This window comes from Sorangium sp. So ce1036 (genome assembly GCF_051369805.1).
GTDB lineage: Bacteria > Myxococcota_A > Polyangia > Polyangiales > Polyangiaceae > Sorangium > Sorangium cellulosum_F.
In genome coordinates this window covers 1531431-1557053 of the sequence record NZ_JBBMOX010000001.1, presented here as the reverse complement: position 1 = coordinate 1557053, position 25623 = coordinate 1531431, and the positions used below count along the sequence as shown (strand labels likewise).

Sequence of the window (25623 nt, the reverse complement as noted above, 5' to 3'; positions counted from 1 at the left end):
TGCCCCTACCCACCCTTCAGCGCCCCCCAGTCGATGTCGAACCGCGCCAGGTACTTCCGCAGCCTGTCCGCGTCATTGACGCTCTTCTTCCTGGCCCGCGACGCCGAGAAGAGCACCCGCCCCGCCTCCGACAGCGACCGCGCCCCCTTCACCACCCGCAGCACCTCCGCGAGCTGCGCGCGATCGAACAGGTCGAGCGCCGCCGCCCGCCGCTCCCCGAGCGCCTCGACCACGAGGTCGTCCGCGTCGCCCCCGCCGCCGCCCGCGACCGGCGCTCGCCGCCACATCGCCGACAGGCGCTCGATCTCCTCCTCGACGATCGCCGCCCCGATCCTCCCCCCCGGCGCGAGCGTCGCCATCCGCGTCACCGCCGCGTTGAAATCGCGGAAGTTGCCGGGCCACGCCGCCTCCGGCGACGTCGCGAACCCGAGGAACCGCGCACGCGCGTCGCGGCTCATCGTGATCCGCACGCCGAGCAGCCGCGCCGACGCGTCGAGCTCGTGATCGAGGTTCGGCTCGATGTCCTCGACCCGATCCCGGAGGCCCGGCAGCCGGAAGGTCCACAGGTTGATCCTGGCCAGCAGATCCTCGCGAAAGCGCCCCGCCGCGACCTCCAGCCCGAGATCCCGGTTCGTGCCGGCGAGGAGCTGAAACTCGCTCTTCACCTCCCGGTCCGAGCCGACCGGCAGGAACGACCTCTCCTCGATCGCGCGCAGCAGCATCGCCTGCTCGTCGGCGCCGAGCTCGCCGATCTCGTCGAGGAAGAGCACGCCCTCGTGCGCCTTGCGCAGCAGGCCGGGGCGGTCCTTGAGGGCGCCCGTGAACGCGCCCCTCGTGTGGCCGAACAGCGCCGACATCGCCCCGTCGCCCCGGACCGTCGCGCAGTTCAGGTCCACGAAATCGCCGCTCACCTGCCGGCGCGCCCTCTTGAGATCGTAGATCTTCCGCGCGAGCTGCGACTTCCCCGCCCCCGTCGGGCCCATGAGCAGGATGGGCGCCCGCGACGCGATCGCCACGTGCTCGATCCGCTCGATCAGCCGGTTGTAGCCCGGGTTGCGCGTCTCGATGCCGCCCTTCAGGAACGACACCGCCTCGCGCTGCTCCTTCTGGAAGCGCGAGGCGATTCGGTCGTACTTCGAGAGATCGAGATCGATGATCGCGTACGACCCGGCGGCCGTCTCCTCCCGCTCGCGCTTCGGCGGCGACGTCTGGAGCAGCCGCGCCGGGAAGTAGCGCGACTCCGTGAGCAAGAACAGGCAGATCTGCGCGACGTGCGTGCCCGTCGTGATGTGGACCAGGTAGTCCTCCCGGTCCGGCGCGAACGGGTACGCCCGCGCGAAGTCGTGCAGCGCGCCGTACACCGCCTCGAAGTCCCACGGATCGTCGATCTCGACGGCGTGGCCGCGGACGAGCGTCTCCGGCGACACGCGCCGCACGTCCTCCATCACCGTCCGGGCGAGCCCCTCGAAGCGGCGCTGGTGGAGCAGCTCGAACCGGTCGACGAGCAGATCCTCGTGCTGGCAGAGCGCCACGCTCGGGCGCCAGCGCCCCCAGCGCTCCGGCGTCTTGCCGGTGTCCAGCGTCGGGCCGAGCATGCCGAGGACCACGGTGGGCTTGCGGTTCATAGAAGGATGTATAGGAACCCTATACACCAGGATAACCGCCGCGGCCAGCGGCCCGCGATCGCCGGGGATCCCGGCGCGCCCCGGGTGGCACGCGCCGTGCGATGCGGTGCCGTGTCGCGCGGCGCGCCGGCCCGCGGGCGCAAACCCCTCTGCCTGGAGATGCCATCATGGAGCGAAGCTACAACGTGATCCCCACCGACGCGGGCGTGCCCATCAAGGCGTGGACGGTCGGCGTGCCGTTCGACGCCGGCGCGGAGGCGCAGCTCAGGAACGTCGCCTCGCTGCCGTTCATCCACCGGTGGGTCGCCGTGATGCCCGACGCGCACCAGGGCATCGGCGCGACGGTCGGGAGCGTCGTCGCGACCGACGGCGCGGTGATCCCGGCGGCGGTCGGGGTCGACCTCGGCTGCGGGATGATGGCGGCGCGCACGAGCCTGTCCGCGTCGCACCTGCCCGACGCGCTGCGCGGGCTGCGGGTCGCCATCGAGGCCGCGGTGCCGCACGGCCGCACCGACAACGGCGGGAAGAACGACCGCGGCGCGTGGCGCTCGCCGCCGCCGGCCCAGGTCGAGGCGTGGGGCCGGCTCGAGCCGCGGTTCAAGGAGATCGTCGAGAAGCACCCGCGCGTCGGGCGCGGCGCCTCGATCGAGCACCTCGGCACGCTCGGGACCGGAAACCATTTCATCGAGCTGTGCCTGGACGAGGAAGACCGCGTCTGGATCATGCTGCACAGCGGGTCGCGCGGGGTCGGGAACCGGATCGGGAGCTATTTCATCGAGCTCGCGAAGCAGGAGATGCGGCGGTTCTTCGTGCGCCTGCCCGACGAGGACCTCGCGTACCTGCCGGACGGGACGAAGCACTTCCACGATTACATGCAGGCGGTGTCCTGGGCGCAGGACTTCGCGGCGCTGAACCGGGAGCTCATGATGGCGCAGGTCGTCCGGGCGCTCCGCGGCTCGGGCGAGCTGCCCGCCTTCGAGGCGACGCTCGAGGCCGTGAATTGCCACCACAACTACGTGGCGCGGGAGCACCACTACGGGAAGAACGTCCTCGTGACGCGCAAGGGCGCCGTGCGCGCGCGGGCCGGGGATCTCGGGATCATCCCGGGCAGCATGGGCGCGCGGTCGTTCATCGTCCGCGGGCTCGGCAACCCGGAGAGCTTCTGCAGCGCGAGCCACGGCGCCGGCCGCGTGATGTCGCGCAACGAGGCCCGCCGCCGCTTCACCGTCGCGGACCACGCGGCGGCCACGGCCGGCGTCGAGTGCCGCAAGGACCGGGACGTGATCGACGAGACCCCGGCGGCCTACAAGCCGATCGACGACGTGATGCGGGCGCAGCGGGATCTCGTGGAGATCGTCCACACCCTGCGGCAGGTCGTCTGCGTGAAGGGGTGAGCCGGGGCCCGACGCCGTGGTATCGCTCATCGGGCGGTGTCGCTCAACCAGGGAGAGCCGACTGCCATGCTGACCATCGATGGATCCTTCGGCGAGGGAGGGGGCCAGATCCTCCGCACGACGCTCGGCCTCTCGCTGATCACGCAGACGCCCGTCCGGATCACCTCGATCCGCAAGGGCCGCGCGCGCCCGGGGCTCCTGCGGCAGCACCTCACCGCGGTGCAGGCCGCGGCCCAGGTCGGCCGCGCCGAGGTGACGGGCGCGGCGCTCGGATCGCAGGAGCTCGAGTTCCGGCCGACGGCGATCGCGCCGGGCGAGCACGCCTTCCGGGTCGGCAGCGCGGGGAGCACGACGCTCGTGCTCCAGACCGTCCTGCCCGCGCTGCTCCGCGCGGGCGCGCCGTCGACGCTCACGCTGGAGGGCGGCACGCACAACCCCATGGCGCCGCCGTTCGACTTCCTGGACCTCGCGTACCTGCCGCTCGTGCGGCGGATGGGGCCGGACGTCCGGGCCACGCTCGTCTCGCCGGGCTTCTACCCGGCCGGCGGCGGGCGCGTCCGGGTCACGGTCACGCCGGCGCCGGCGCTCGCGCCGCTCGAGCTGCTCTCGCGCGGCGAGATCGTGAGCCAGAGGGCCGTCGCGACGGTCTCGAACCTCCCGGGCTCCGTCGCGACGCGCGAGATCGACGCGGCGGCGGCGGTGCTCGGCTGGGCGCCCGCGTGCTTCGCGCCGAGGGTGCTCTCCGGAGGCCACGGGCCGGGCAACGTGCTCACGATCGTCGTGGAGAGCGAGCGCGTGACCGAGGTGTTCACCGGGTTCGGCGTGAAGGGCGTGCGCGCCGAGTCGGTCGCCCGGAAGGCCGCCGAGGAGGCGCGCGACTACCTCGAGGCCGGCGTCCCGGTGGGCGAGCACCTCGCCGATCAGCTGCTCTTGCCGATCGCGCTCGCGGGGCGCGGCGCCATCCGGACGGTGCGGCCGTCGTCGCACACGACGACCCACCTGCGCCTGCTCGGCGAGCTGCTCGGGATCCGCGCCTCGGTCGAGCAGATCTCCGAGCGCGCGTGGCACGTCGAGATCGGGCGCTGACGGGCGGCGGCGGCGCTCGATCTCGCGCCGCGCGGCGGGCCCTGGGCGGATTGACGCCGGCGTCCCGGTCGTGCCACATCACGGCGTGCGCGCGGCGCGCGCGATCCTCGCGGCGCTGTCACGACCGCGGCGCGCGGCGCGCATCCGGACAGGCCCGACGCGGAAGGCGAGACGATGGCGAAGCGCGATTACCTCAAGATCACCGACATGACCCTGGCCGAGGCGCACCGCGTGCTCCGGCTCGCCGCTCGCCTGAAGGAGGAGCCGAAGGGGCGGCGCACAACGCTGCTCGCCGGCCGCTCCATCGCGGTCGTCCTGGAGAAGGCGAGCACGCGCACGCGGGTGTCGTTCGAGGTGGGGATCGCGCAGCTCGGCGCGCATCCGGTGGTGCTCAGCACCCAGGGCAGCCAGCTCGCGCGCGGCGAGCCGATCCGGGACACGGCGCGCGTGCTCGCCCGGTACTGCGACGCGATCGCGTTCCGCACGTCCACGACCGCGCGGCTGCTCGAGATGGCGGAGGCGAGCGTGCCCGTGATCAACGCGCTCTCGGACGACGGCCACCCGGTGCAGGTGCTCACCGACGTCTTCACGATCGAGGAGGCGCTCGCGGCGAGCGGCGACCGGAGCGGCATCGCCGGCCGGCGCATCGCGTTCATCGGCGACTGCGCGAGCAACATGGGGCGCTCGTGGCTCGAGGCGGCGCAGCTCTTCGATTTCCACCTCGTGCTCGCCGGGCCGGAGGGGTACATGCCGCCGGAGGACGAGATCGCGCGGGCGCGGGCGACAGGGCACGTGACCCTCGCGAGCGATCCGCGCGAGGGCGCGGCGGGCGCGGACGTGGTGAACACCGACGTGTGGGCGAGCATGAACCACGAGGGCGAGGCGGAGCGGCGCCGCGCCGCGTTCGCGGGGTGGACGGTGAACGCGGGGGTGCTCGAGAAGGCGGCGCCGCACGCGATCGTGCTCCACTGCCTGCCGGCGCACCGGGGCGAGGAGATCGACGACGAGACGCTGGAAGGGCCGCGCTCACGGGTGTGGGACCAGGCCGAGAACCGGCTGCACGTGCAGAAGGCGCTGCTGCTCTGGCTGCTCGGCGTCGAGCTCGCCTGATCGCGAGGCTCCCTCCCAGGCAAGCTCGGCTCTGTACCGCGATGTCGATCACGACCGTCCGGCGCCGCCGCGCCCGGGCGCTCTGCGCAGGAGCGCACCGGTCCCGGGGGGCGCCCCGCCGGCTCACGCTCGCCCGGCGAGCCCCGCGATCACCCCGATGAGGTCGGAAGGATCGATGGGCTTCGCGACGTGCCGCTGAAACCCGGCGGAGAGCGCCCGCCGTCGATCCTCGACGCGGGCGTAGGCGGTCAGGGCGACCGCGGGGATCCTCCGGATCTCGTCCCGGACCGCGGCGCGCACCCGCTCGATGAGCGTGTAGCCGCTCTCTTCCGGCATCCCGATGTCGCTGACCAGGACGTCCGGGCGCTCCTGCGAAAGCACGCGCAGGGCCTCGCTCACCTGGGCCGCCGTGGTGACCCGCGCGCCAGCCTGCTCGAGCACGAACGCGATGAGCTCGCGGGCGTCCGGCTCGTCCTCGACCAGGAGGATGTGCAGACCGCTCAGCGAGGTCGACGCGACGTCATCGCGCGCATGGCCCGCGCCCCCGGGCGGCGAGGTCGCGGGGGCCTGCCAGGACCCGGCCCTGAGGGGGAGCGTCACCGTGAACGTCGCCCCGCGCCCCGCGCCCTCGCTCTCCGCTTCCACCGTGCCGCCGTGCAGCTCGACCAGGTGACGGACGATCGATAGCCCCAGGCCGAGCCCGCCGTGCGCCCTCGAAGGCGAGGAGTCGCCCTGGCGAAACCGGTCGAACACATAGGGCAAGAACGAGCGATCGATGCCCTTGCCGGTGTCCGTGACCGAGATCGAGACCTGGGCGCCGGCGCGCCTCGCCCGGACCGTGACGCGGCCCCGCTTCGGGGTGAACTTCACCGCGTTCGAGAGCAGGTTCCACAGGACCTGCTGGAGGCGATCCCGGTCGCCGCTCACCCGGCCGAGATCCTCGTCGAGCTCGACGCAGAGCTCGATGTCCTTCGCGCTCGCCGTGGGCGTGATGGTGTCGACCGCGGCGGCGATCGCGGCCGCGACGTCCACGGGGTGCGTGCTGAGCCGCACCTTGCCCGTGATGATCCGCGAGACCATGAGGATGTCGTCGACGATCTGCGCCTGCGCCCGGGCGCTCCGCTCGATCGCCGCCATGCCCTGCTGGATGCGCTCCGGGTCGAGCTTCCGCTCCTTGATCAGCCGCGCCCAGCCCAGGATCGCGGTGAGCGGCGTCCGCAGCTCGTGCGAGACGATCGCGAGGAACTCGTCCTTGATGCGGTTCGCCTCCTCGGCCCGGAGGCGGTCCCCCTCGGACTGGGCGAGCGCCCGCTGCTCGCGGCGGAGCAGCTCCGTGCGCTCCTCCTCGAGCTGCTTCAGCCCGGTGATGTCGACGACGGCGCCCGTCAAGAACAGCGCGGCGCCCTGCGGATCGCAGATGATGCGCCCGCGATCATGCACCCACCGGATCGACCCGTCCGGGCGGACGATGCGATGGATGATGTCGTACACGCACCGCTCGTTGACGCATCGCCGGTGCATGTCGATCACGGCGTCGCGGTCTTCCGGGTGGACGCGGCTCATCCAGTCGCTGACGTCCTGGGTGGTCTCGATCTCCTCCAGGCCGAGGATGCGGTTCAGGCTCGCGTCCCTCGTGTCGGACCACGTCTCCAGGTCGATGCGCCACGTGCCCACGTCCGCCGCCCACGTGGCGAGCCGGAGCCGGTCCTCCCGGTCCCGGAGCGCGCTCTCCATCTGGAAGCGCTCGGTCAGATCGACCAGCGAGCCGACCACGCGGATCGCCGTGCCGCTCGCGTCGCGGAGCACGTAGGCGCGGTCGAACACGCGGGCGAGGGAGCCGTCGCCCCGGTAGACGCGGTAATGATCCGACCAGCAGTCGCCCTCGCCGCGGACGACCTCGTCGATGCCGCGCGCCACGCGGTCGCGATCCTCGGGGTGAATCCGGTCCGTCCACCAGGAGCCGGCAGGCTCGACCTGCTCGGGCGCGTAGCGGAACACCTCGTAAAACGTCGGGTTGCGCTCGACCTGGTCCGTCCGGAGGTCCCAGTCCCAGATCGCATCCTTGATGGCGCGCGCGAGGAGTCGATAGCGCTCGCGCTGGACGTCGACCTCATCCATGCCCGCCACGCGCGCCATGCACGACGGCTGCTCTCGATTGACCTTGTTCACGGCGTCCTCGGCCGGTTCCCGCGCCCTCGCGCCCGCCCGGGGCCGAGGGCCCGGGGCCGCCTTCCGGCGTGCGCTGGGAGCGCGCCCGGCCAGCCTCGGCTCGAGAATCGAGACATTGGAGCAAACAACCCCGGTCGCACCGGGCAGGCACCCGCTGGAGCACGGTCCCTTCGGAGCGCACCGAGGTCGGGGTACGCAGGGTGCCAGGTGAACCCCTGGTATAAGCGCGCGCGGACCTGCCGACCACCCTGGTTGCGCGCCGCCAGCGCGCAGCGGGCAGCGCGACGCGCGGACGGCCGGCGCGATGCGCGGACGGGCAGCGCGCCGGCCGGACGCAGGAAAGTTGGCCCGGTCTCCGGATTTCTGCGCAAGCACGCGCTGCGTGGAGCTCCGCGACATACCGCCCGAGGTGCTCCTGGCCGCGGCCGGCGTGGCGCTCTCCTTCGGGCTCGTCCAGACGCTCCGCCTCGCGTGGCAGCGCGCCCGGCAGCGGCGCCGGCTCGATCGCTTCCGGCAGCAGGGCGCCGCGGGAGAGGCCCGCGCCGAGGCGCTGCTCTGCGAGCTCGGCTACACCATCCTCGGCCGGCAGGTCGCGGTGTCGTACGGTGTCCAGATCGACGGCGAGCCCGTCACCGTCGGCCTCCGCGCCGACTACGTCGTGTCGCACGGCGACAGGCGGTACGTCGCGGAGGTGAAGACCGGCCGGCTCGCGCCGCGCATCGACACGCCCGCGACGCGGCGGCAGCTGCTCGAGTACCGCCTCGCGTTCGACGTCGACGGGGTCCTCCTGGTCGACGCGGACACCCGCCGGGTGCGCTCCGTCGTGTTCCCGCTCCCCGCCGGCCACACGGCGCGCGAGGCGCCCCTCGCGCGCCTCGCGTGGTTCGTGGCAGCGGTCGTGCTGGGCGTGATGGCCGCGATGGCGGCGCAGAGGTGACGGGGCGAGGTGGGAGGGTTACGCGCCGGCCCGGGCGCGGCGCCTGCGGCGGGCGAGCAGGAGGAGCCCGAGGCCGAGCGCGCCGAGGCGGGCCGGCGAGCTCTCGGAGGTCGCGCCCGCGCGGCACGCGCACGAGGAGTCGGGCTTGTCCACCGGGCTGCCCCCGTTGCTGCCGCCGCCGTTACCGCTGCCGCTGCCGCTGCTGTCCCCCGAGCCGGTGGTGAGCATCCCGGGATCGTCCAGGATCAGGCCCCCTTCGTCCGGCCCCCCGCTCGCGGTCGTCGCGCCCGTGCCGATGAACACGGGCTCGCCGCAGCGCCCGTTGATGCAGGCGGCGTTGCCGGGGCAGACGACGCCCGCGCACGCGTCGACGCAGCTCCCGGCCTTGCAGTACTGCCCTTCCGGGCAGCTCTTGTCCTCGCAGCCGGCGTCGACGCAGCGGCCGCTCTCCGTGCACACCGTCCCGTCGGGGCAGGCGCGGCACCCGCAGTGCGACTGGCAGACGCCGCGCTCGCAGACGTTGCCCTCGCCGCACTCGACGGCGGCGCAGAGGTCGACGCAGCGCCCGAGCTGGCATTCCTGGTTCGCGGGGCAGACGACGCCGTCGCACCCGCCCACGCAGGCGCCGCCGACGCAGACCTGGCCGCCCTCGCACACGACGCCCGCGCAGGCCGTCTCGACGCACTTGCCCTCGTCGCAGACGAGGCCGTCGTCGCAGATGAACTCGCCGCGCCCGCACACGGGCACGCAGCTCCCGCGGTTGCACACGAGCCCGTCCTCGCAGAGCCCTTCGCCGTTGTCCACCTCGCCGTCGCAATCGTTGTCGATGTTGTCGCAGCGCTCGCGCTGCTCGCCGGGCTCCAGGACGTTGAGGCACTCGGTCTCGCCGTCGATCGCGCAGCCCGTCCTCCCCACGGCGCAGGCCCCCTTCAGGCCGGTGTCACAGACCTGGCCGCCGCCCTGACAGGTCACCCCCGTGATGAAGTAGACGAAGTCGTTGAAGTCGCCGTCGTTCTGGTATCCGCCCTGCGACCCGCGCCAGTCCGTCTCGGTCACGGGCAGATCCTCGAAGGCGACATAGAACGCGTCGGGCGTCGCGGTCGACGGGTAGATCAGCGTGGTCACCCACGGCTCGCGCGGCGTGCAGCCCGTGCAGACGGTGTTCAGCTCGCGCTGCGAGAACTTCGTCTGGGTGCAGTAGGTGCCCATCTTGCCGATCAGCGCGAAGCCGACCAGGCCGCCCTCGTACCGCGGATCGCTGCGGATGTCCGCCGCCGAGAACTGCCTCGGCGTCCAGGTGTGCTGCCCCGGCTGGGTCTCGTTCTCCATCGTGGCCAGCGGGCAGAAGTCCTGGTCCCGACAGTCGAACGCCTCGCTCGGGTCATCGGGGATGAGCTCATAGATCTCGTTGTCCGGCGGGCGCACGCCGCTCGCGGTCGCGTTGTACCAGCCGAACGCGACCTTGCACCCGCCCCCGCGCAGCACGAGCTCTCCGGTGAACCCGCAGAGCGGCGAGAAGACGCCCGGCTCCGTGCCCGCGTCGGCCACGGGATCGATGTCCTCCCCCCGCTCGTCGAAGAGCCCCTCGAGCGTGACGGCATAGGCCGGGAACCCCCGGCCCGTCACGAGGCCAACCTCGTTCTCGGGGACCGGCTGGGGCAGCGTCGTGCCGTCCAGCTGCTCCACCGCAGCGCGCGCGGGCAGGGCCCCCGCGAGCGGAGCGAGCGAGAGGACCAACGAGAGCGCGGCTCTGACCGCGCGACGGTGAGGTGTGATGAAGCAAGGCGTGTGCGGCATGTCCGACACTCTACACCTCCTGGAGAGCTCGGGGTGTATAAGATTCCATAGCTCCGCACCGCCGTAATTGTGCAGTGCAGTTGCTCTCATGCCGCTGCGCGTATTGCGCTTTGACGCGATCCGTCAGCCGGACGCGTGCCGTTCGTTCTGACGGGACGTGTCGCTTGACTTCCGCGCGCTCGGCGCCGGCGTGCCCCTCCACCGGCCACGGTCGAGCGGCGATCGCGATCCCCGGCGGGGCAGGCCCGCGGGATCCTACTCGGCCGTGGCGGCGGGCTCCTGGCGCAGGACGGCCCAGACGAACTCCGGGATGAGCGCGAGCGAGTACGGGTCCTGCGTGACGCCGATGAGGCCGCTGATGAACTCCATCGAATGCTCCCGGCGGTGCGCGTCGATGAACCGCAGCGGCGCGCTCGTCAGCCCCGGCGGGAGCTGCGCGAACCCCGGCCCCTCCGGCCGGGCCACCGCCGCGAGCGGGCTGCGCAGGGCCTCCGCCGCCTGCCACCGCTCGAGCCAGCCGTCGATATACGGGCTCGGGATGAAGTGGTCCGCAGGGAAGGCGCGCAGGTAAGGGAAGAGCACGTGAATCCAGCCCGTGAGCTCGTCCGCGGCGTTCTCGTACCGGAAGAAGGAGCGCCAGAACGCGGGGTCCTGATGCCCCTCCGCGGCGGCGGCGATCTGGTCGAGCACGGGCAGGAGCGCGCCGGTCCAGCGCTCGGCGCCGAACGAGTCGAATGCTTCCGCGCGGGCTCGTACGGAGCGCCAATCCTCGGGCGTGCCGAGCAGATAGATGCGCGGGATGCCGCGGCTCGCGAACACCATGTCGGCCGGGAAGGGCGGCGTCCACGCGAAGTGCGGCGCGAACGGGGTCGTCACGGTGAGCGCCGAGGCCACCTGCTCGACCGGCCCCGTGGTCGAGAAGCGGGCGGTCACGTGCTCGGCCAGCGTGCCGACCCGCGCGGCGATCTGGGCGGAGAGCTCCTGGAACGAGGCGGGCCACGGGTTCACCTGACCGAGGGTGAAATCCGGCCGATCGAGCGTCAGCGCGAACTCCCCATCTTCCTGGAGGACCTGACGCCGCTGCTCCTCGTGCGCGGCGATGTGGAGCGCGAGCCCCCGCGCCAGGCAAAGCCAGATCACATCGGGCGAGAGCACGAGCGGATAGCGCTGGGTGAAGGCCATGGTCGCCGCCTGGACGAGGGGGTGCACGTCCGTGCGCCCGACGAGCGGCAGCCGGTGGCGATAGGCGGCCTCGATCGGCGAGACGAGCAGGCTCTGCACCGCCTCGGCCTCGTCGAACGCGGGCAGCGGCGTCGTCGAAGGCTCGACCTCGGCGACGGCGATGGTTGTAATGCTCATGGTTCCCTGTCCTCGTTGCCCGGCGCGACGGCCTCACGCTTCACTGCTGTCCTGTCGTAACACGGGGGCGCCGCTCGGAACAACTCGGCCCGGGTGGATGGAACGGAATCCCTCGCCGGCGCGCGCGGGTGGAGGCGCTTGGCGCCGCGTGCATTTCGGGGCAAACATGGGTCATGCGCAGGTCTTCGAGCAGTCGTTCGCCGTCGCCGTCCGCAGGCGCTCGTTCATCGCTGCGAGCTCAGGTGAAGAGCGCGGGCAACTTCGCGCATCCGTCGTCCGGCACCAGCAGCCCGACCAGCGGCGCGGCCGCACCGGGCACCTTGAACCAGGCCGCGGCCCCGAGCCCGACCCCGAAGCCGAGCGCCGCCTCGAGCTGGGATCCCGTCACGCGGAAGACGGTCGACACGGCGAGCTCCCCCGGCGCGACGTCCACGCCGAGCACGACGGCGGGGAACACGTCCGGGAGCACGTCGGCCGGCAATCCTGGGTCCAGCACGGGGCAAGCGCCCACAAGCGCTTCCGCTTCGCCACACGCATCGCCGAGGGCGCCTGCGTCTCCGGTCGATGTTCCGCGCCCTCAGCCCACTGCGCCGAGGGCGCCTACACCCCCGGTCGATGTTCCGCGGGCCCAGCCCGCCGCGCCGAAAGCGCCTGCGTCTCCGGTCGATGTTCCGCGGGCCCAGCCCGCCGCGCCGAGTGCGCCTGCGTCTCCGGTCGATGTCCCGCGGGCCCAGCCCGCCGCGCCGAAAGCGCGTACTTCTCCGGTCGATGTTCCGCGGGCCCAGCCCGCCGCGCCGAAAGCGCCCACTTCTCCGGTCGATGTTCCGCGGGCCCAGCCCGCCGCGCCGAAAGCGCCCACCTCTCCGGTCGATGTTCCGCGGGCCCAGCCTGCAGCGCCCAAAGCGCCCACCTCTCCGGTCGATGCTCCGCAGGCCCAGCCCGCTGCGCCCAAAGCGCCCACCTCTCCGGTCGATGCTCCGCAGGCCCAGCCCGCTGCGCCCAAAGCGCCCACCTCTCCGGTCGATGCTCCGCAGGCCCAGCCCGCTGCGCCCAAAGCGCCCTCATCTCCGGTCGATGTCCCTCGGGCCCAGCCCGCTGCGCCCAAAGCGCCCTCATCTCCGGTCGATGTCCCGCGGCCCCAGCCCGCTGCGCCGAAAGCGCCCTCATCTCCGGTCGATGTCCCGCGGGCCCAGCCCGCTGCGCCGAAGCCGCCCTCATCTCCGGTCGATGTCCCGCGGCCCCAGCCCGCTGCGCCGAAAGCGCCCTCATCTCCGGTCGATGTTCCGCAGGCCCAGCCCGCTGCGCCAAAAGCGCCAACTTCTCCGGTCGAGGCTCCGCGGGCCCAGCCCGCTGCGCCGAAAGCGCCAACTTCTCCGGTCGAGGCTCCGCGGGCCCAGCCTGCTGCGCCGAAAGCGCCAACTTCTCCGGTCGAGGCTCCGCGGGCCCAGCCCGCTGCGCCAAAAGCGCCCTCATCTCCGGTCGATGTCCCGCGGGCCCAGCCCGCTGCGCCGAAGCCGCCAACTTCTCCGGTCGATGCTCCGCGGGCCCAGCCCGCTGCGCCAAAAGCGCCCTCATCTCCGGTCGATGTCCCGCGGGCCCAGCCCGCTGCGCCGAAGCCGCCAACTTCTCCGGTCGATGCTCCGCGGGCCCAGCCCGCTGCGCCAAAAGCGCCCTCATCTCCGGTCGATGTCCCGCGGGCCCAGCCCGCTGCGCCGAAGCCGCCCACTTCTCCGGCCGATGCTCCGCAGGCACAGCCCGCTGCGCCGAAAGCGCCCTCATCTCCGGTCGATGCTCCGCAGGCCCAGCCCGCTGCGCCGAAGCCGCCCACTTCTCCGGTCGATGCTCCGCAGGCCCAGCCCGCTGCGCCGAAAGCCAGCGAGGCATCCGACAAGGCCGCCGCGAAGAACGGCGCGTCGACCCAGACCTCGACCACGACGGGCCAGAGCAGCGCAAAGACCGATGCGCAGAGCTCGCCGTCGGAAAAGCCCGCTGCGACCCCGCAGGGCGCGCCCGCCGGATCCTCAACCCCCCAGACGAAGACCGCCGGGCGCGACTCCCCGCCACCCGGGCCCGAGCGCCCAGCGCCGCAGCCAGGGGGCTCGTCGACCACCACGACGACCCCCAGCCCGCGCGGCCAGGTGACGTGGATCGCGGACAAGGCCGTCAAGGAGTCCAGCTTCCGGACCGACACCCGCAGGGGACAGCGCAACCAGGCCAAGCGAGGTGCCCCCACGATCGCCGACGTGCTGAACAGCGGCGGCTTTCCCAGCGATCCTGCGAAGGCGAAGCAGGAGATCGGAAGGCGATTCCCCAAGGGACGCCTGTTCAGCGACGACGAGTGGAGCGCCTTCGAGCAGCTCTCCACGACCCCCGAGGGGCAGCGCTGGCTCAACGCCTCGGGCATGCTCACGCACGACCAGGTCGAGAAGTACCTGTCGGACGACGAGCGCGACAACCCCGAGAGGTTCCGCGGCTTCCACCAGCTCCACAAGGCGAGCAAGGTCGTCCTCGCGAGCTACGTCGCGCGACAGAGGAACAGCGGCCAGGGTGGACAGCGGTTCAAGGGCACTCCCCCGGAGGCGATCGCCCTCTCGATGGAGGCGCGGCACACCCCCGACCCGGCGAGGAGAGAGGCGCTCAAGAACGAGATCGATCAGAACATCACCGCAGAGTGGGCGAAGACGCTCGAGCACACCGATCTCAACGACGACGCCATCACGGCGATCGAGCAGGGCGCCGTGGCGGACCCGACCGATCCGGACAGGAAGCTCTCGACGGACGAGGTCCGCGACAGGCACCTGCAGGCGACCGAGGTGCTCAAGAACATCTTCCACCTGCTCCAGGAAGGCGCCGAGATCTACGACGCCAGCGAAGGACGTCACGTCCCGCTCCGCGACGTGCCCGTGGCGAAGCTCCTGTCGCACGGCGGCCGCGTCAACATCCAGATCCCCGCGGGCAGCCCGCCGCACGCGCTGCCCGACCTCCTCGGCATCACCGACGAGGACGGCAACCCGACGACCGGCGTGTTCAAGCGCGCCTTCGGGACGCACCACATCGCGCTCGGCAAGAAGAAGTTCAAGGAAGAGGGCGGGCACGTCGCCGCGATCAAGTCCAAGCTGGACGACACCAGGCTCCACGGCATGAACCTCGCCATCGGCGGGATCGGCCAGAGGGACTTCAACGGCGATGTCATCCTGCCCGACGGCGCGCACGGCCACATCTTCATCGGCTACCGGCCGCCGAAGAAGGACAGGCCGGGAGCGCTCCAGATCGGCATCGAGACCACCGGGCCTCACGCGCCGAGCACCGTCGGCTACATCCACAACTGGCGCTCCACCGAGAAGACCGCCAACCCCGTCTCCAGCGTCGGCGGCCTCAAGCAGGACAAGATCGGCGACGAGCGGATCAAGAACGCGCGCACCGTCGACCTGAACAAGCTCGGGGACGACTGGGAGAGCCCCCTCAAGGACCGCGCGGACAGGTTCGAACAGGACCTGAAGGACAATCCCAAAGAGGCGATCGGCAAGCTCGTCGGCCCGCGCGAGATTCCGCAGGACGCCCCCCGGGATGCCGGGGCGCGCGCCTCCGAGGAGCGGACGGGCGGGCCCGACCACGATCCGCGGGACGACGACCCCCGCGATCCGCCCGGCGATGCGCCCGGCACGACGCCGGCGCCCGCGGGCAACGTGACGGGGAACCAGCCCCAGCAGGCTCCAGCGCCGCCCGGCGATGCGCCCGGCGCGACGCCGGCGCCCGCGGGCAACGTGACGGGGAGCCAGCCCCAGCAGGCTCCAGCGCCGCCCCTGGCTGCCGCTCCCGCGAGCGCCGACTCCACGGCCCCGAAGGGCGGGCTCTTCGCCACCGCGCCCGAGACCGATCCCGCCGGAGACGCGATCGAGGACTCCACGGCGGACACCAGGGTCCAGGCCGAGGCGATGGAGGCGCTGAAGCGGCAGGAGACGCTCAGGATCTTCATCCCCCGGGCGCGCGGCAACGGCCATCAGGGCAGCTCGGTGCAGCTCATGACCAGGCTCGCCCAGCTCGGCTTCTCGGGCGAGTTCGACGTGATCTACGATGACACGGAGCCCAGGACAGAAGAAGACAGGAAGGAGTACGGCTCGAACCCGAAGAAGCTCGAGAGCCTCCTGCCGGGCTTCAAGGCGGATGGCCCCCCGGTCCAGCGCCTCGAGACGCTCGGGCTCAAGGTCAACGTCATGGGCCTCGAGACGTTCGGGGCCCGGTCCGACCGGAAGCCAGCGAAGTACGGGCTCACCGGCGCCGTGGACAACCACCACAAGCCGAAGGACATCCTGACCAAGCTCGGCGTCGACCTCTTCGCGCAGCTCCAGCCCATGGACTGGAACCGCGAGAGCGGCAGGCGGGGGATCACCTACAGGGACAGCGAGGGCAACGAGCGGTTCCACGAGGCCCTGGCCCTCTCCGACCTGGGCTACATCTACGACACGACGCCCCCGGCCGACCCGAGGGCGATGATCAAGGACGAGCTCGCGAAGAGCGGCACCGAGGCCAAGGAGGCCGGCGTCCTCGCATTCCTCGAGCAGACCGACACGAGAGACGCGCACACCATGGTCGTCTACGGGCTCGGCACGGCGACCGGGCCGCGAGCGCCCGTCCTCGAGCTGTTCAACCTCATCACGGGGGTCCTCCACGCCCAGGATGACAAGGACGCAGGGACCGACCTCAAGGACAAGGGCGCGATCCTCGGGGCGGCTGGCTGGACGAACCAGGACGAGATCGCCACGCTCAAGAAGATGCTCGACGGCGAATGGGAGGGCGGCCTCCGGCTCCTCGTCGACAGCGAAGACAGCACCTGGCGGGGCGACTACGAGGAGCTCATCGAGCGCCTGAGGAGCAAGCTCTTCGACGGCGAGACCCCGCGCGTGCGCGTGATCAACGTCGAGGAGCCGGGCGCGGCCGAGAGCATCAAGAACGTCGGGCCCGGCCAGGTGCTCGTGGTCGAGTTCTCGCCGGGCCGCCTCCCCATGCCCGTCTTCGAGCACCTCCGCTCCAGGACGTCCCTGCCCAACGGCTTCGAGAGCGTCAACGGCATGGACAAGGAGCGGCAGAACAAGCCCTATTTCCATGTCGCGAGCGAGGTCAGCAACAGGTTCCCGGGGTCGGACAAGCTCGACGGCGTGCCCGGAGCGGATGACATCGCGAAGGAGGCCGTGCGCGTCGGCGAGATGCTCCAGGGCCGCAAAGGCGTCGATCCCTGGAAACGAAACTACAGCGACAACGACCGGGACGGCATCTTCGAGGCGGTATCGCGCCTGGATCCGCCCCTCGAGCTGAAATCCCCCAGAAAGGAGGGCCGCAAGGTCACGATCAAGCTCGGCAGCGGCGGGGTCATCGGCACAGGAGAACCCAAGGTCAAGGGCAAGTACGACACCAGGCCCCGCGACAAAGCCTATACACCGGCCGAGCTCCAGAAGCTTTATGATGACAACAAAGATGACCTCATCAAGCCCAGGCTGCGGCAGGACGATCCCGACCGGATCATCGGGCGGTACATCAACGAGGCGCAGAAGCCCGACTCGGCGCTGAGCAGGTATTTCGAGGCGCTCAAGGAGCGGTCCAGGGCCAAGGATCAGGTGAAGCTCGCCTTCACGGAGCTCGTCAAGGTCGAGAAGGCTCCTCCCCCGCCGCCCGTCGAGGGCGACGGCATGGCGACCGCACCGGAGGCCGCTGCCTCCACCGGAGAGGGCGAGGAAGAGCTGTCCGGGGGCGGCGACCCCTCCGCGCCCCGCGAGGCCCCGGCCCCCTCGGAGGCAGCCGGCGCCGCCGCCGACCAGACCGCGACGGCCGAGGACGGGGCGCAAGGCCTCGGGCCGTCGCCGGCGGCGCAGGACCTGTCGCGGGCCGGGCTGACCGACAGGGGGATGGAGCGCGGCCTGCGGGGGAGCGCCCTCGAGGAGTATATCCAGCGTGCGCAGGCGACCGGCGACACGGATCCGACCAGCTACCTGAAGTCGCTGGTGGACGATATCGACAGCATGCCTCCTGGATTCAAGGCCAGGGCCAAGGAGCTGCTCGAGCACCCCGGGCGGCTCCAGCAGCAGGACTTCGCCATCTGCGGGCTCGCGGCCATCGCCGAGGCGGCCCTGCACAACAACCCCATGAAGGCCATCGACGTCTTCAGGTCGCTGTTCGCGTCGACGCCCTTTCCGCTGGAGTCGGGCGGGACCCTCCGCGTCACGCCCGGCCAGGACGAGGTGGCCCGGGGGAAGGACCCGAAGCGCAACGTCTTGCTCGGGGGCAGGCTCAAGCAGATCGACAGCATGTCCGCGCGGACGGGCAAGGACTACGGCGACAAGCGCCTCGATTTCCTGCTCGCCCGGGCCCTGCCGAAGCTCTGGAAGACGCGGTCGAAGGACGCGTACGACGCCTGGATCAAGGAGGTCGAGAGGGCCTTCGACGAGGACTTCGCCCAGGCGAGAGGGCAGCTCGACGCCAGCGGCGCGCGCCTGAAGCGCGGCGACTTCCCGATGAACGACGTCGCCTACGGCAGCATCCTCAAGGACGTCCTCGGGGCGGCCGACGTCGACATCCTGTCCTCGCCGCGCGGCGGGTACGACATCGACGCGATCAACGCGCTGTTCGACGACGAGGGCCGAGGGCCCTTCGTCCACGGCTTCGTCCTCGCCGCGCCGGTGAACGCCGAAGCGAAGAAGTACGCGCCCGGCTCCGATCACCTCGGCGCGCCTCAGGGCATCGGCGCGTGGAAGGAGCCGGCCAGCTCGTTCAAGAGCCCAGGGCTGCACCAGGTCAGGATCGCCGGTCCCATCGAGACGACCACGACCCCCGAGGGCGAGGAGGCCTATGTCGTCCCCATCTCGACGTACGGGAAGGCCTTCCCGTTCGTGGTGCAGAAGGACAGGCTGGGGGAGTATTTCCCGAGCATCTTCACCGGCCGCTGGCACCCGCCGGCGCCGCCTCCGGCCGCGGGGTCGCCCTCGGCCGTCGCGCCCGAGGACGCCGCCCCCACGGCGGGCGAGGGCGAGCTGTTCGCTGCCGCGCCCGAGGCCGGCCCCACCGGCGCCGCGGACGCGGGCCGCGGCGCGACCGAGGGCGCCACGGATCCCGCGGCCCACGCCGAGGCGATGGAGGAGCTGAAGCAGCAGGAGAGGCTCAGGATCTTCGTGCCCCGGGCGCAGGGCAACGGCCATCAGGGCAGCTCGGTGCAGCTCATGTCGAGGCTCGTCAAGCTCGGCTTCTCCGGCGAGTTCGACGTGGTCTACGACGACACGGACCCCGGGACAGAGGCCGACAGGAAGAAGTACGGATCGAACCCGAAGAAGCTCGAGAGCCTCCTGCCGGGCTTCAAGGCGGATGGCCCCCCGATCCAGCGCCTCGAGACGCTCGGGCTCAAGGTCAACGTCATGGGCCTCGAGACGTTCGAGGCCGAGCGCGACCGGAGGCCGGCGAAGTACGGGCTCACCGGCGCCATGGACAACCACGAGAAGCCGAAGGACCTCCTGACGAAGCTCGGCGTCGACGTCTTCGCGCAGCTCCAGCCCCTGAACTGGAACCGCGAGAGCGGAAGGCGGGGGATCACCTACAGGGACAGCGAGGGCAACGAGCGGTTCCACGAGGTCGAGGCCCTCTCCAGGCTGGGCTACATCTACGACACGACGCCCCCGGACGACCCCGGGGCGATGATCAAGGACGAGCTCGCGAAGAGCGGCACCGAGGCCAAGGAGGCCGGCGTCCTCGCGTTCCTCGATCAGACCGACACGAGGGACGCGCACACCATGGTCGTCTACGGGCTCGGCACGGCCATGGAGGACAACTCCAAGGCGCCCGTCTTCGAGCTGTTCAACCTCGTCACGGGCGTCCTGTACGCCCAGGATGACGCGAGCGCGGGGACCGACCTCAAGGACAAGGGCGCGATCATCGGGGCCGCGGGCTGGGCGGACCCGGGCGAGATCGAGACGCTCAAGAAGATGCTGAGCGGCGACTGGGAGGGGGGTCTCCGGCTCCTCGTCGACCGGGGCGACGCCGTCGGCATGGATGGCTGGGAAGAGCTCGTGGATCACCTGAAGGAGCGGCTCTTCAAGGACGGACGCCCGCGCGCGCGCGTGGTCAACGTCGAGGATCCGAGGGCCGCGGAGATCATCGCCGGCGTCGAGCCCCACCAGGTGCTCGTGGTCGAGTTCTCGCCGGGCCGCCTCCCGATGCCCGTCTTCGAGCACCTCCGCTCCAGGACATCCCTCCCCAACGGCTTCGAGAGCGTCAACGGCATGGACAAGGAGCGGCAGAACAAGCCGTATTTCCATGTCGCGAGCGAGATCAGCAACAAGTTCCCGAGGTCGGATGAGCTCGACGGCGTGCCCAACGCGGACCGCGTGGCGAGGCGCGCCGAGCTCATCGGAGAGCAGCTCCAGGGGCGCAACGGCCTCCGGAACTGGCTCTTGAACTACAACGACAGCGATCGAATCGAGATCTTCAGGGCGATCCGGGAGTTCAGTCCGCCCGTCAAGCTGAAGTCCCCCAGGAAGGGCGAGCGGGACGTCGAGATCAGGATCAAGAAGGTCAACGGCGATCTGGTGACGGGCGAGCGGCTGGACGACCCGAGGACGAACCTCAAGCCTTACACACGGCAAGAGCTCGCGCGGCTCTACGAGATCAACAAGAAGACCATCACCGACAAGCTCCGGGAGAAGGATCCCGACCGGCTCATCGGGCGGTACATCAACGACACGCAGAAGCCGGACTCGGCGTTGAGCCAGTACTTCGCCGCGCTCAAGGAGCGGTCCAGGGCCAAGGATCAGGTGGCGCTCGCCTTCACGGAGCTCGTCAAGGCCGCAAAGGCGCCTCCCGCGCCGCCCGCGGAGGACAGCGTCCTGTGGGCCACCGCGCCGGAGACCGCCGCCCCCACCGCGAGCGGCGAGGGCCCCGCCCCGACCTCCCTCACCACCGACGGAGCTGCCCAGGTCGGCCCGAGCGCAGAGGGCCAGGGAAAGCCCCTCGAGGATCTGATCCGCGATATCGAGGAGCGGAGCCGCACGTGGTCGCGGCCGGCGACCGCGCAGGACAGGAGCGACGCCACCCGGCTCCTGACCGAGCTGCTCCAGCGGCAGAACGTGCACCCCTCGGTCGTCGACCGGCTGCGCGAGCTCCTCCACGATCCCGCCTCGCTGTCGCAGTCGGCCTTCGCCAACTGCGGGCTCCACAGCATCCTTCATCCGACGCTGAAGAACGACCTCGCCACCACCGCGCACCTGGTCACCGCGCTCTTCACGGGCAAGCAGCTCGGCCGGTTCGCGAGCGCCCCGGGGGCCGACGCCTTCGGACAGAGGGGCCCGGGCAAGGAGGGGGCGCTCAGCCACGGCCTCGACCTCATCCGGCGCGTGATGACAGGAGAGGTCCCGCAGGCGCTCGACCCGGCACCCACACGGCCGCTCGTCAACGGCCTCAGGACCGCGAAGGCCAAGGGCGACAGCCTGAAGCAAGGCAGCGACCGAAAGGACCTGGATCGCCACCTCCTCGACCACCTGCTCGCCCGCGGCTTCATCGAGCTGCTCGGGCCGAAGGCCCTCGCGGAGCTCGAGCAGCAGACCGACGAGGCCCGCAGGCCCGGCGTCGCCGCGGCGCAGGGCGACCTGCTGCTCTCCGCGAACTCGGTCGCCGGCTTCTTCCGCGCGGCGCTCGGCGCGAACGCGAGCGTCATGCTCCCCCGCGCCCCCGACGGGTATGACGTCGCGCGCATCAACGACACGCTCGGGCAGGCCGATCAGGGCGGGTTTGCGGCGAGCGACGCGAGCAGCGATGTCGACTCTTCCGCGGACGAGGAGGAGGAGGAGCTCGAGGACCCGTTCGGCGACTGGGGCGACGACTTCGATGATCTGATCACCCAGCCCACGGCATCCCAGTCCACGAGCGCACGGCGCGCGCGCACCAGCGCGGACGAGCGGGCCATCCCGGACTGGCTCTGGGATGTGCCGTACTATGCGGACCTGGAGGCCGCGCTGCTCGGCAACCTCGGGAAGCCGGCGGTGCGCGACGCGCTCGACGACATCCTGGCAGACGCGACCGATCGCTCGGTGCCGTTCACGGCGGTGCTGCTCAAGGCGCTCAGGGGGCTCGAGGCCTCCCGCACGGGCGAGAGCGTGAAAGGCACCCTCGCGGGCGAGCGCCTGAAGCGCGAGCTCGGGATCGTGCTCGGCCCGTACGAGGGCGCGGAGCGCGAGCGCGCCTTCGACCTCGCCCAGGCGATCGGAGCCCTCGAGTCGCTCCAGGGCATGGACCTCTCGGCGCTGCGCAACCCGCCGCCGCCGCCGCGCGACGAAGCGCCGCCGCGCGAGGTCCTGAAGCGCGGCCGGAAGGGGCGCTGGATCACCCGCGGCGAGGTCGAGGTGCTGAGCCGCACCATCGGCAAGCGCGCCTTCGCCGGCATGCTCGCGCGCGCCATGGACAAGGGCAAGGTCGGCAACATCCGCGCGATCATCGAGCACCTCACGCGCCACGCCGAGCGCATGGCCGCCGCCCCGGCGCTCTCGCCGCCGCTCACCTCGAGGTCGCTGGTGGTCGACTCGAACCTCGTCGACGCGCTCCTCGAGCCCCGTGCCGAGCTGCCGCCGGCCAAGCAGGAGATCCGCGATCGGCTCGAGGCGCTGATCCGCGACCACGACATCGAGGACCTGCGCCTCGCCAACATCGGCGTCGGAGAGCTGTTCCAGTACGGCGACATCGTCGGGAGCACGTTCACCACCTCCGGCGGGCGAGAGATCCCCTGGCGCGGGATCCGGCTCGACCCCGAGGTGCGCGACCGCAAGCGCGATTACGACCGGGGGTTCGAGGATCTCGCGAGGGCGTCCGTCGGCGAGAGGAAGGGCAGCGCCGACCGCAGCATGGTCGCAGACGCCTTCTTCTCCGACCGCGCCATCGAGGACGGCGCGCCCGCGGTGCCCCACTTCGCCACCAGCGATCATGGCATCCTGACCCCCCTCCTGGGCTTCGCCGGCATCCACGCCACGGAGCGCGGCCGGACCGAGTTCACCGACTTCGTGCGAGCGAAGACCGGCGGCGCGCCCTATTTCCGCCCGGCGCTCCGAGGCCGCGAGTTCAAGGCGCACGCCATCCCGTTCCGGGAGCCGCAGGCGCCCCCCGCGACCGAGCGCGCGGCGCCCGAGCCGAGCGAGCCCACCGGCGCGGCGCTCCTCGACACGCCCGTCGGCGCGACCCGCCGGGTCAACGATCTCTTCGAGCTGATCAAGAGCTTCGGCTTCGACGCGTACATCGTCGGCGGCGCGGTGCGCGACGCCCTGATGGGCAACGAGCCCAAGGACGTCGACCTGAAGACCAACATGCCGCTGTCGCGGCTCGAGCAGGCGCTGCGCGACGATCCGGGGTTCAGCCCCTTCATCAAGAACATCGTCCCCGAGCAAAACCTCCTCCAGGTCGGGGACGGGACCGGCGTGGTGGACATCAGCGCCGGCGACGACGCGAGCCCGATCGCCCCGCTCGACCTCCTGGCGGACGCGCGAAAGCGCGACTTCCGCATGAACGCGCTCTACGTGAACCAGGACGGCCACGTCTTCGACCCGCTCGGCGGCGGCATCGAAGATCAGCTCGTCGGAAGGCTGCGCTTCGTCCATGATCCTGGCCCGGACGCGCCCATCGGGCAGCGGCATCAGGCGATCCTCGACCAGCTCGGCCGCGCGCCGTGGGAGCTCGGCCGCGCGTTCAAGTTCTACCGGCGCGGCTACGAGATCGAGCAGCCGATCCTCGATACGCTGCGCAAGCACGCGGTGGCTCTCTTCGAGTCGATGAGGCGGCGCCCCACGCCGCTCGCCGACAAATCGCTCTTCTGGCACAGGACCGGCGTGAGCTCGCCGAAGGAGGCCATCGAGCTGATGCGGAACCTCGGCTTCCCCCCCGAGGCCATCCGCGAGCTCGTCCCCGACGATGTGGCCGGCGTCTTCGACGACCGGAGCGCCGCGTTCGAGCGCGACGTCGTGCCGCGCTGGCGCGACACCCCCGAGGGCGAAGACGCGGACTATCCGGCGCCGGAGATGAAGATCGACACCGGCACCGGGCGGATCTATCAGTATCGCGTCCGCGCCGAGGCGCCGCCGCTGCGCGAAGGGCAAGAGGCGGAGCGCGTCATCATCGACGTGGACCTGAGCGACCACAACCGCCCAGGCCACGCGGCGCCGCACTACCACGTGTACCGGTGGCGCAGCGGCCGTGGCGGCGCCCTCAGGTGGGACAAGAAGAGGAACGGCTTCTCGGACACGGGCCAGCCGGGCTTCCCGCGCATCGAGGGCGGCGTGTACCGCGGGCCGCAGCCGTGGCGGTTCGAGGAGGGGCTCGACGAGGCGGGCGACTTCCTCCAGGCGGCCCGCGAGCGCGTCCGCGACGCGGGGATCGAGCTCCGCGAGTCCAGAGATGGCCTGCTGGACCTGGGCGGGCAGGTGAAGCTGCACCCGGAGCGGCTGCGCGAGCTCCACGCCGCGGGGCAGCTCGGCAAGCTGCTCATGCTGGTGAAGAACCTGTCGGACGGGATGCCCTGGTCGCCTCATGATCAGGCGACCCTCGACCTGTCCGGCTCGCACCGCGGCCAGCAGCGGCTCCGCTTCAAGCCACAGCTCGATCAGGTCGTGCCGTTCCTCATCGGCAGCGGGATCGAGCACCCCGCCTCGGACCCGCGCTTCGGCGAGGGGGGCACGATGAGGCACGACGCGCTGCTGCGGCTCTACGACCTGGTGAGCGGCGAGCCGCCCGAGGCGCTGCGCCGCCCGGCGGCCGAGTATGCGCTCGAGCACGCCAGGACGGCCAACGAGTTCGTCGAGCGCTTCGAGTTCTACGTGGCGTCGATGCAGGACAACCTGCAAGGCGTCGACATGGACGCGCAGTGGGAGGCGGCGCTGAAGGGCGTGGAGGACGCCGGCGCCGTGGCGCACGTCACGCTCGATCCGGACGGAGATCTGGAGGCGGGCCTCCGGGGAGCGGCCGAGAGGCTGGGCTTCGAGTCGGCCAGCAGCGCCGCTTACCACGCGATGAAGCACAGCGCCGAGCTCGCGCCGCCGGACGGACAGGACACGAGCGCGGCGTCGGCGGACGGCGTGAGGCGTTATCTGGATGCCGCGCGCGAGGCCATCCGCGAGGCGACCGTGGTCGAGCGGAGCACGGATCAGAGCGGCGCGACGGACGTCGTGCTGTGGAAGGGGTCGACCAAGGTCGTGGTGCGGGTGGGGCCCGACAACAAGGCGCACCTCGTTACCGCGTTCGTCAAGGGCTCCCGCAAGTCGGCTCGCTCGGGCGCGCGCGGACCGGCGCAGGCCACGAGGGCGTCCGACCGCGCGGACCTCCTGGCCTCGTACAACCCGAGGCTCGACGAGGCGACCGACGCGAGCCGGGCGGACCTCCTCGCCTCGTACACCCCGAGGCTCGATGAGGCGACCGAGGCGAGCCGGGCCATGGAAGGCGCTCTCCATGCCCCGGCCAGCGACGCCATCCAGGGGGTCGCCAGCGACGCCACCCAGGGCGCCGCCAGCGACGCCCCGCAGGAGCGCGACGCGCCGGGCGGGCAGAGCGCGGTCGAGGCGCTGGTCAGCGCGCTGAACGAGCGGGGCCGCGGCTGGACGCGCCCCACGACAGACGCGCACAAGAAGGAGGCCGTGAAGCTCATGAGCGACCTGCTCAGGTCGCTCGGTGCCGACGAGGCGGTCATTCGCCGGCTCGGCGAGATGATCGAGTGCTGCTGAGCGCCCGGTCTGGGGTGGGCAGCTCGGCTACCCGGTCTCAACCGGTTCCGGTCCCAGGAGGGTAGCTCGGCTGCCCGGTCGCAGCCGGTTCCGGTCCCAGGAGGGCAGCTCGGCTGCCCGGTCGCAGCCGGTTCCGGTCCCAGGAAGGCAGCTCGGCTGCCCGGTCGCAGCCGGTTCCGGTCCCAGGAGGGCAGCTCGGCTGCCCGTTCTCAACCGGTTCCGGTCCCAGGAGGGCAGCTCGGCTGCCCGGTCGCAACCGGTTCCGGTCCCAGGGGGGGCAGCCCGGCTGCCCGGCCGCAGCCGGTTCCGATCCCAGGAGGGCAGCTCGGCTGCCCGGCCGCAGCCGGTTCCGGTCCCAGGAGGGCAGCTCGGCCAGGCCGGCGACCGCGGGCGGCGCGCACGAGCGCCTCCGTCCC

The 25623-nt window shown here is 71.7% G+C and carries 10 protein-coding genes; 5 read left to right on the top strand and 5 right to left on the bottom strand.

All coding sequences use genetic code 11. From position 1 onward, the window contains the following. Positions 1 to 5 precede the first annotated feature (5 nt). Positions 6 to 1625, bottom strand: coding sequence for an RNA repair transcriptional activator RtcR (gene rtcR / locus WMF31_RS05715; RefSeq protein WP_436600959.1), 1620 nt, complete (start codon positions 1623 to 1625; stop codon positions 6 to 8). Positions 1626 to 1792: 167 nt separating this feature from the next. Between rtcR and WMF31_RS05710 the strand changes: the two genes are divergently transcribed. The 3 genes from WMF31_RS05710 to argF all read left to right on the top strand — a co-directional run bounded on the left by WMF31_RS05710 (position 1793) and on the right by argF (position 5215). Then, positions 1793 to 3019 (top strand): RtcB family protein, encoded by a 1227-nt coding sequence (locus tag WMF31_RS05710; RefSeq protein ID WP_436600958.1) that lies wholly within the window; start codon positions 1793 to 1795, stop codon positions 3017 to 3019. Between the two features lie 66 nt (positions 3020 to 3085). Further along, a complete protein-coding gene (gene rtcA, locus WMF31_RS05705; protein ID WP_436600957.1) occupies positions 3086 to 4105 on the top strand; it encodes an RNA 3'-terminal phosphate cyclase in 1020 nt (339 codons plus the stop codon). A gap of 174 nt (positions 4106 to 4279) precedes the next feature. Next, positions 4280 to 5215 carry an ornithine carbamoyltransferase gene (argF, locus tag WMF31_RS05700; RefSeq protein WP_436600956.1) on the top strand — a complete coding sequence of 312 codons (936 nt, stop codon included), beginning with the start codon at positions 4280 to 4282 and terminating at the stop codon, positions 5213 to 5215. A gap of 123 nt (positions 5216 to 5338) precedes the next feature. On the opposite strand, the gene WMF31_RS05695 is transcribed toward argF, so the two are convergent. Further along, positions 5339 to 7384: a hybrid sensor histidine kinase/response regulator gene (locus tag WMF31_RS05695; protein WP_436600955.1), complete on the bottom strand. Its 2046-nt coding sequence runs from the start codon at positions 7382 to 7384 to the stop codon at positions 5339 to 5341. Between the two features lie 382 nt (positions 7385 to 7766). On the opposite strand from WMF31_RS05695, the gene WMF31_RS05690 reads away from it, so the two are divergent. Then, entirely contained in the window at positions 7767 to 8321 is a 555-nt protein-coding gene (locus WMF31_RS05690) for a hypothetical protein (RefSeq protein WP_436600954.1), read from the top strand. Positions 8322 to 8339: 18 nt separating this feature from the next. Here WMF31_RS05690 and WMF31_RS05685 read toward each other — a convergent pair whose 3' ends face one another. The 3 genes from WMF31_RS05685 to WMF31_RS05675 all read right to left on the bottom strand — a co-directional run bounded on the left by WMF31_RS05685 (position 8340) and on the right by WMF31_RS05675 (position 11988). Then, complete coding sequence (locus WMF31_RS05685) at positions 8340 to 10118, bottom strand: MYXO-CTERM sorting domain-containing protein (RefSeq protein WP_436600953.1); 1779 nt, start codon at positions 10116 to 10118, stop codon at positions 8340 to 8342. A 255-nt stretch (positions 10119 to 10373) separates the two neighbouring features. Next, entirely contained in the window at positions 10374 to 11477 is a 1104-nt protein-coding gene (locus tag WMF31_RS05680) for a DUF4419 domain-containing protein (protein ID WP_436600952.1), read from the bottom strand. A gap of 238 nt (positions 11478 to 11715) precedes the next feature. Continuing rightward, positions 11716 to 11988: a hypothetical protein gene (locus WMF31_RS05675; protein WP_436600951.1), complete on the bottom strand. Its 273-nt coding sequence runs from the start codon at positions 11986 to 11988 to the stop codon at positions 11716 to 11718. 1627 nt (positions 11989 to 13615) lie between these two features. Here WMF31_RS05675 and WMF31_RS05670 point away from each other — a divergent pair. Continuing rightward, positions 13616 to 25207, top strand: a complete 11592-nt coding sequence (locus tag WMF31_RS05670) for a hypothetical protein (protein WP_436600950.1) — start codon at positions 13616 to 13618, stop codon at positions 25205 to 25207. Positions 25208 to 25623: the final 416 nt, after the last annotated feature.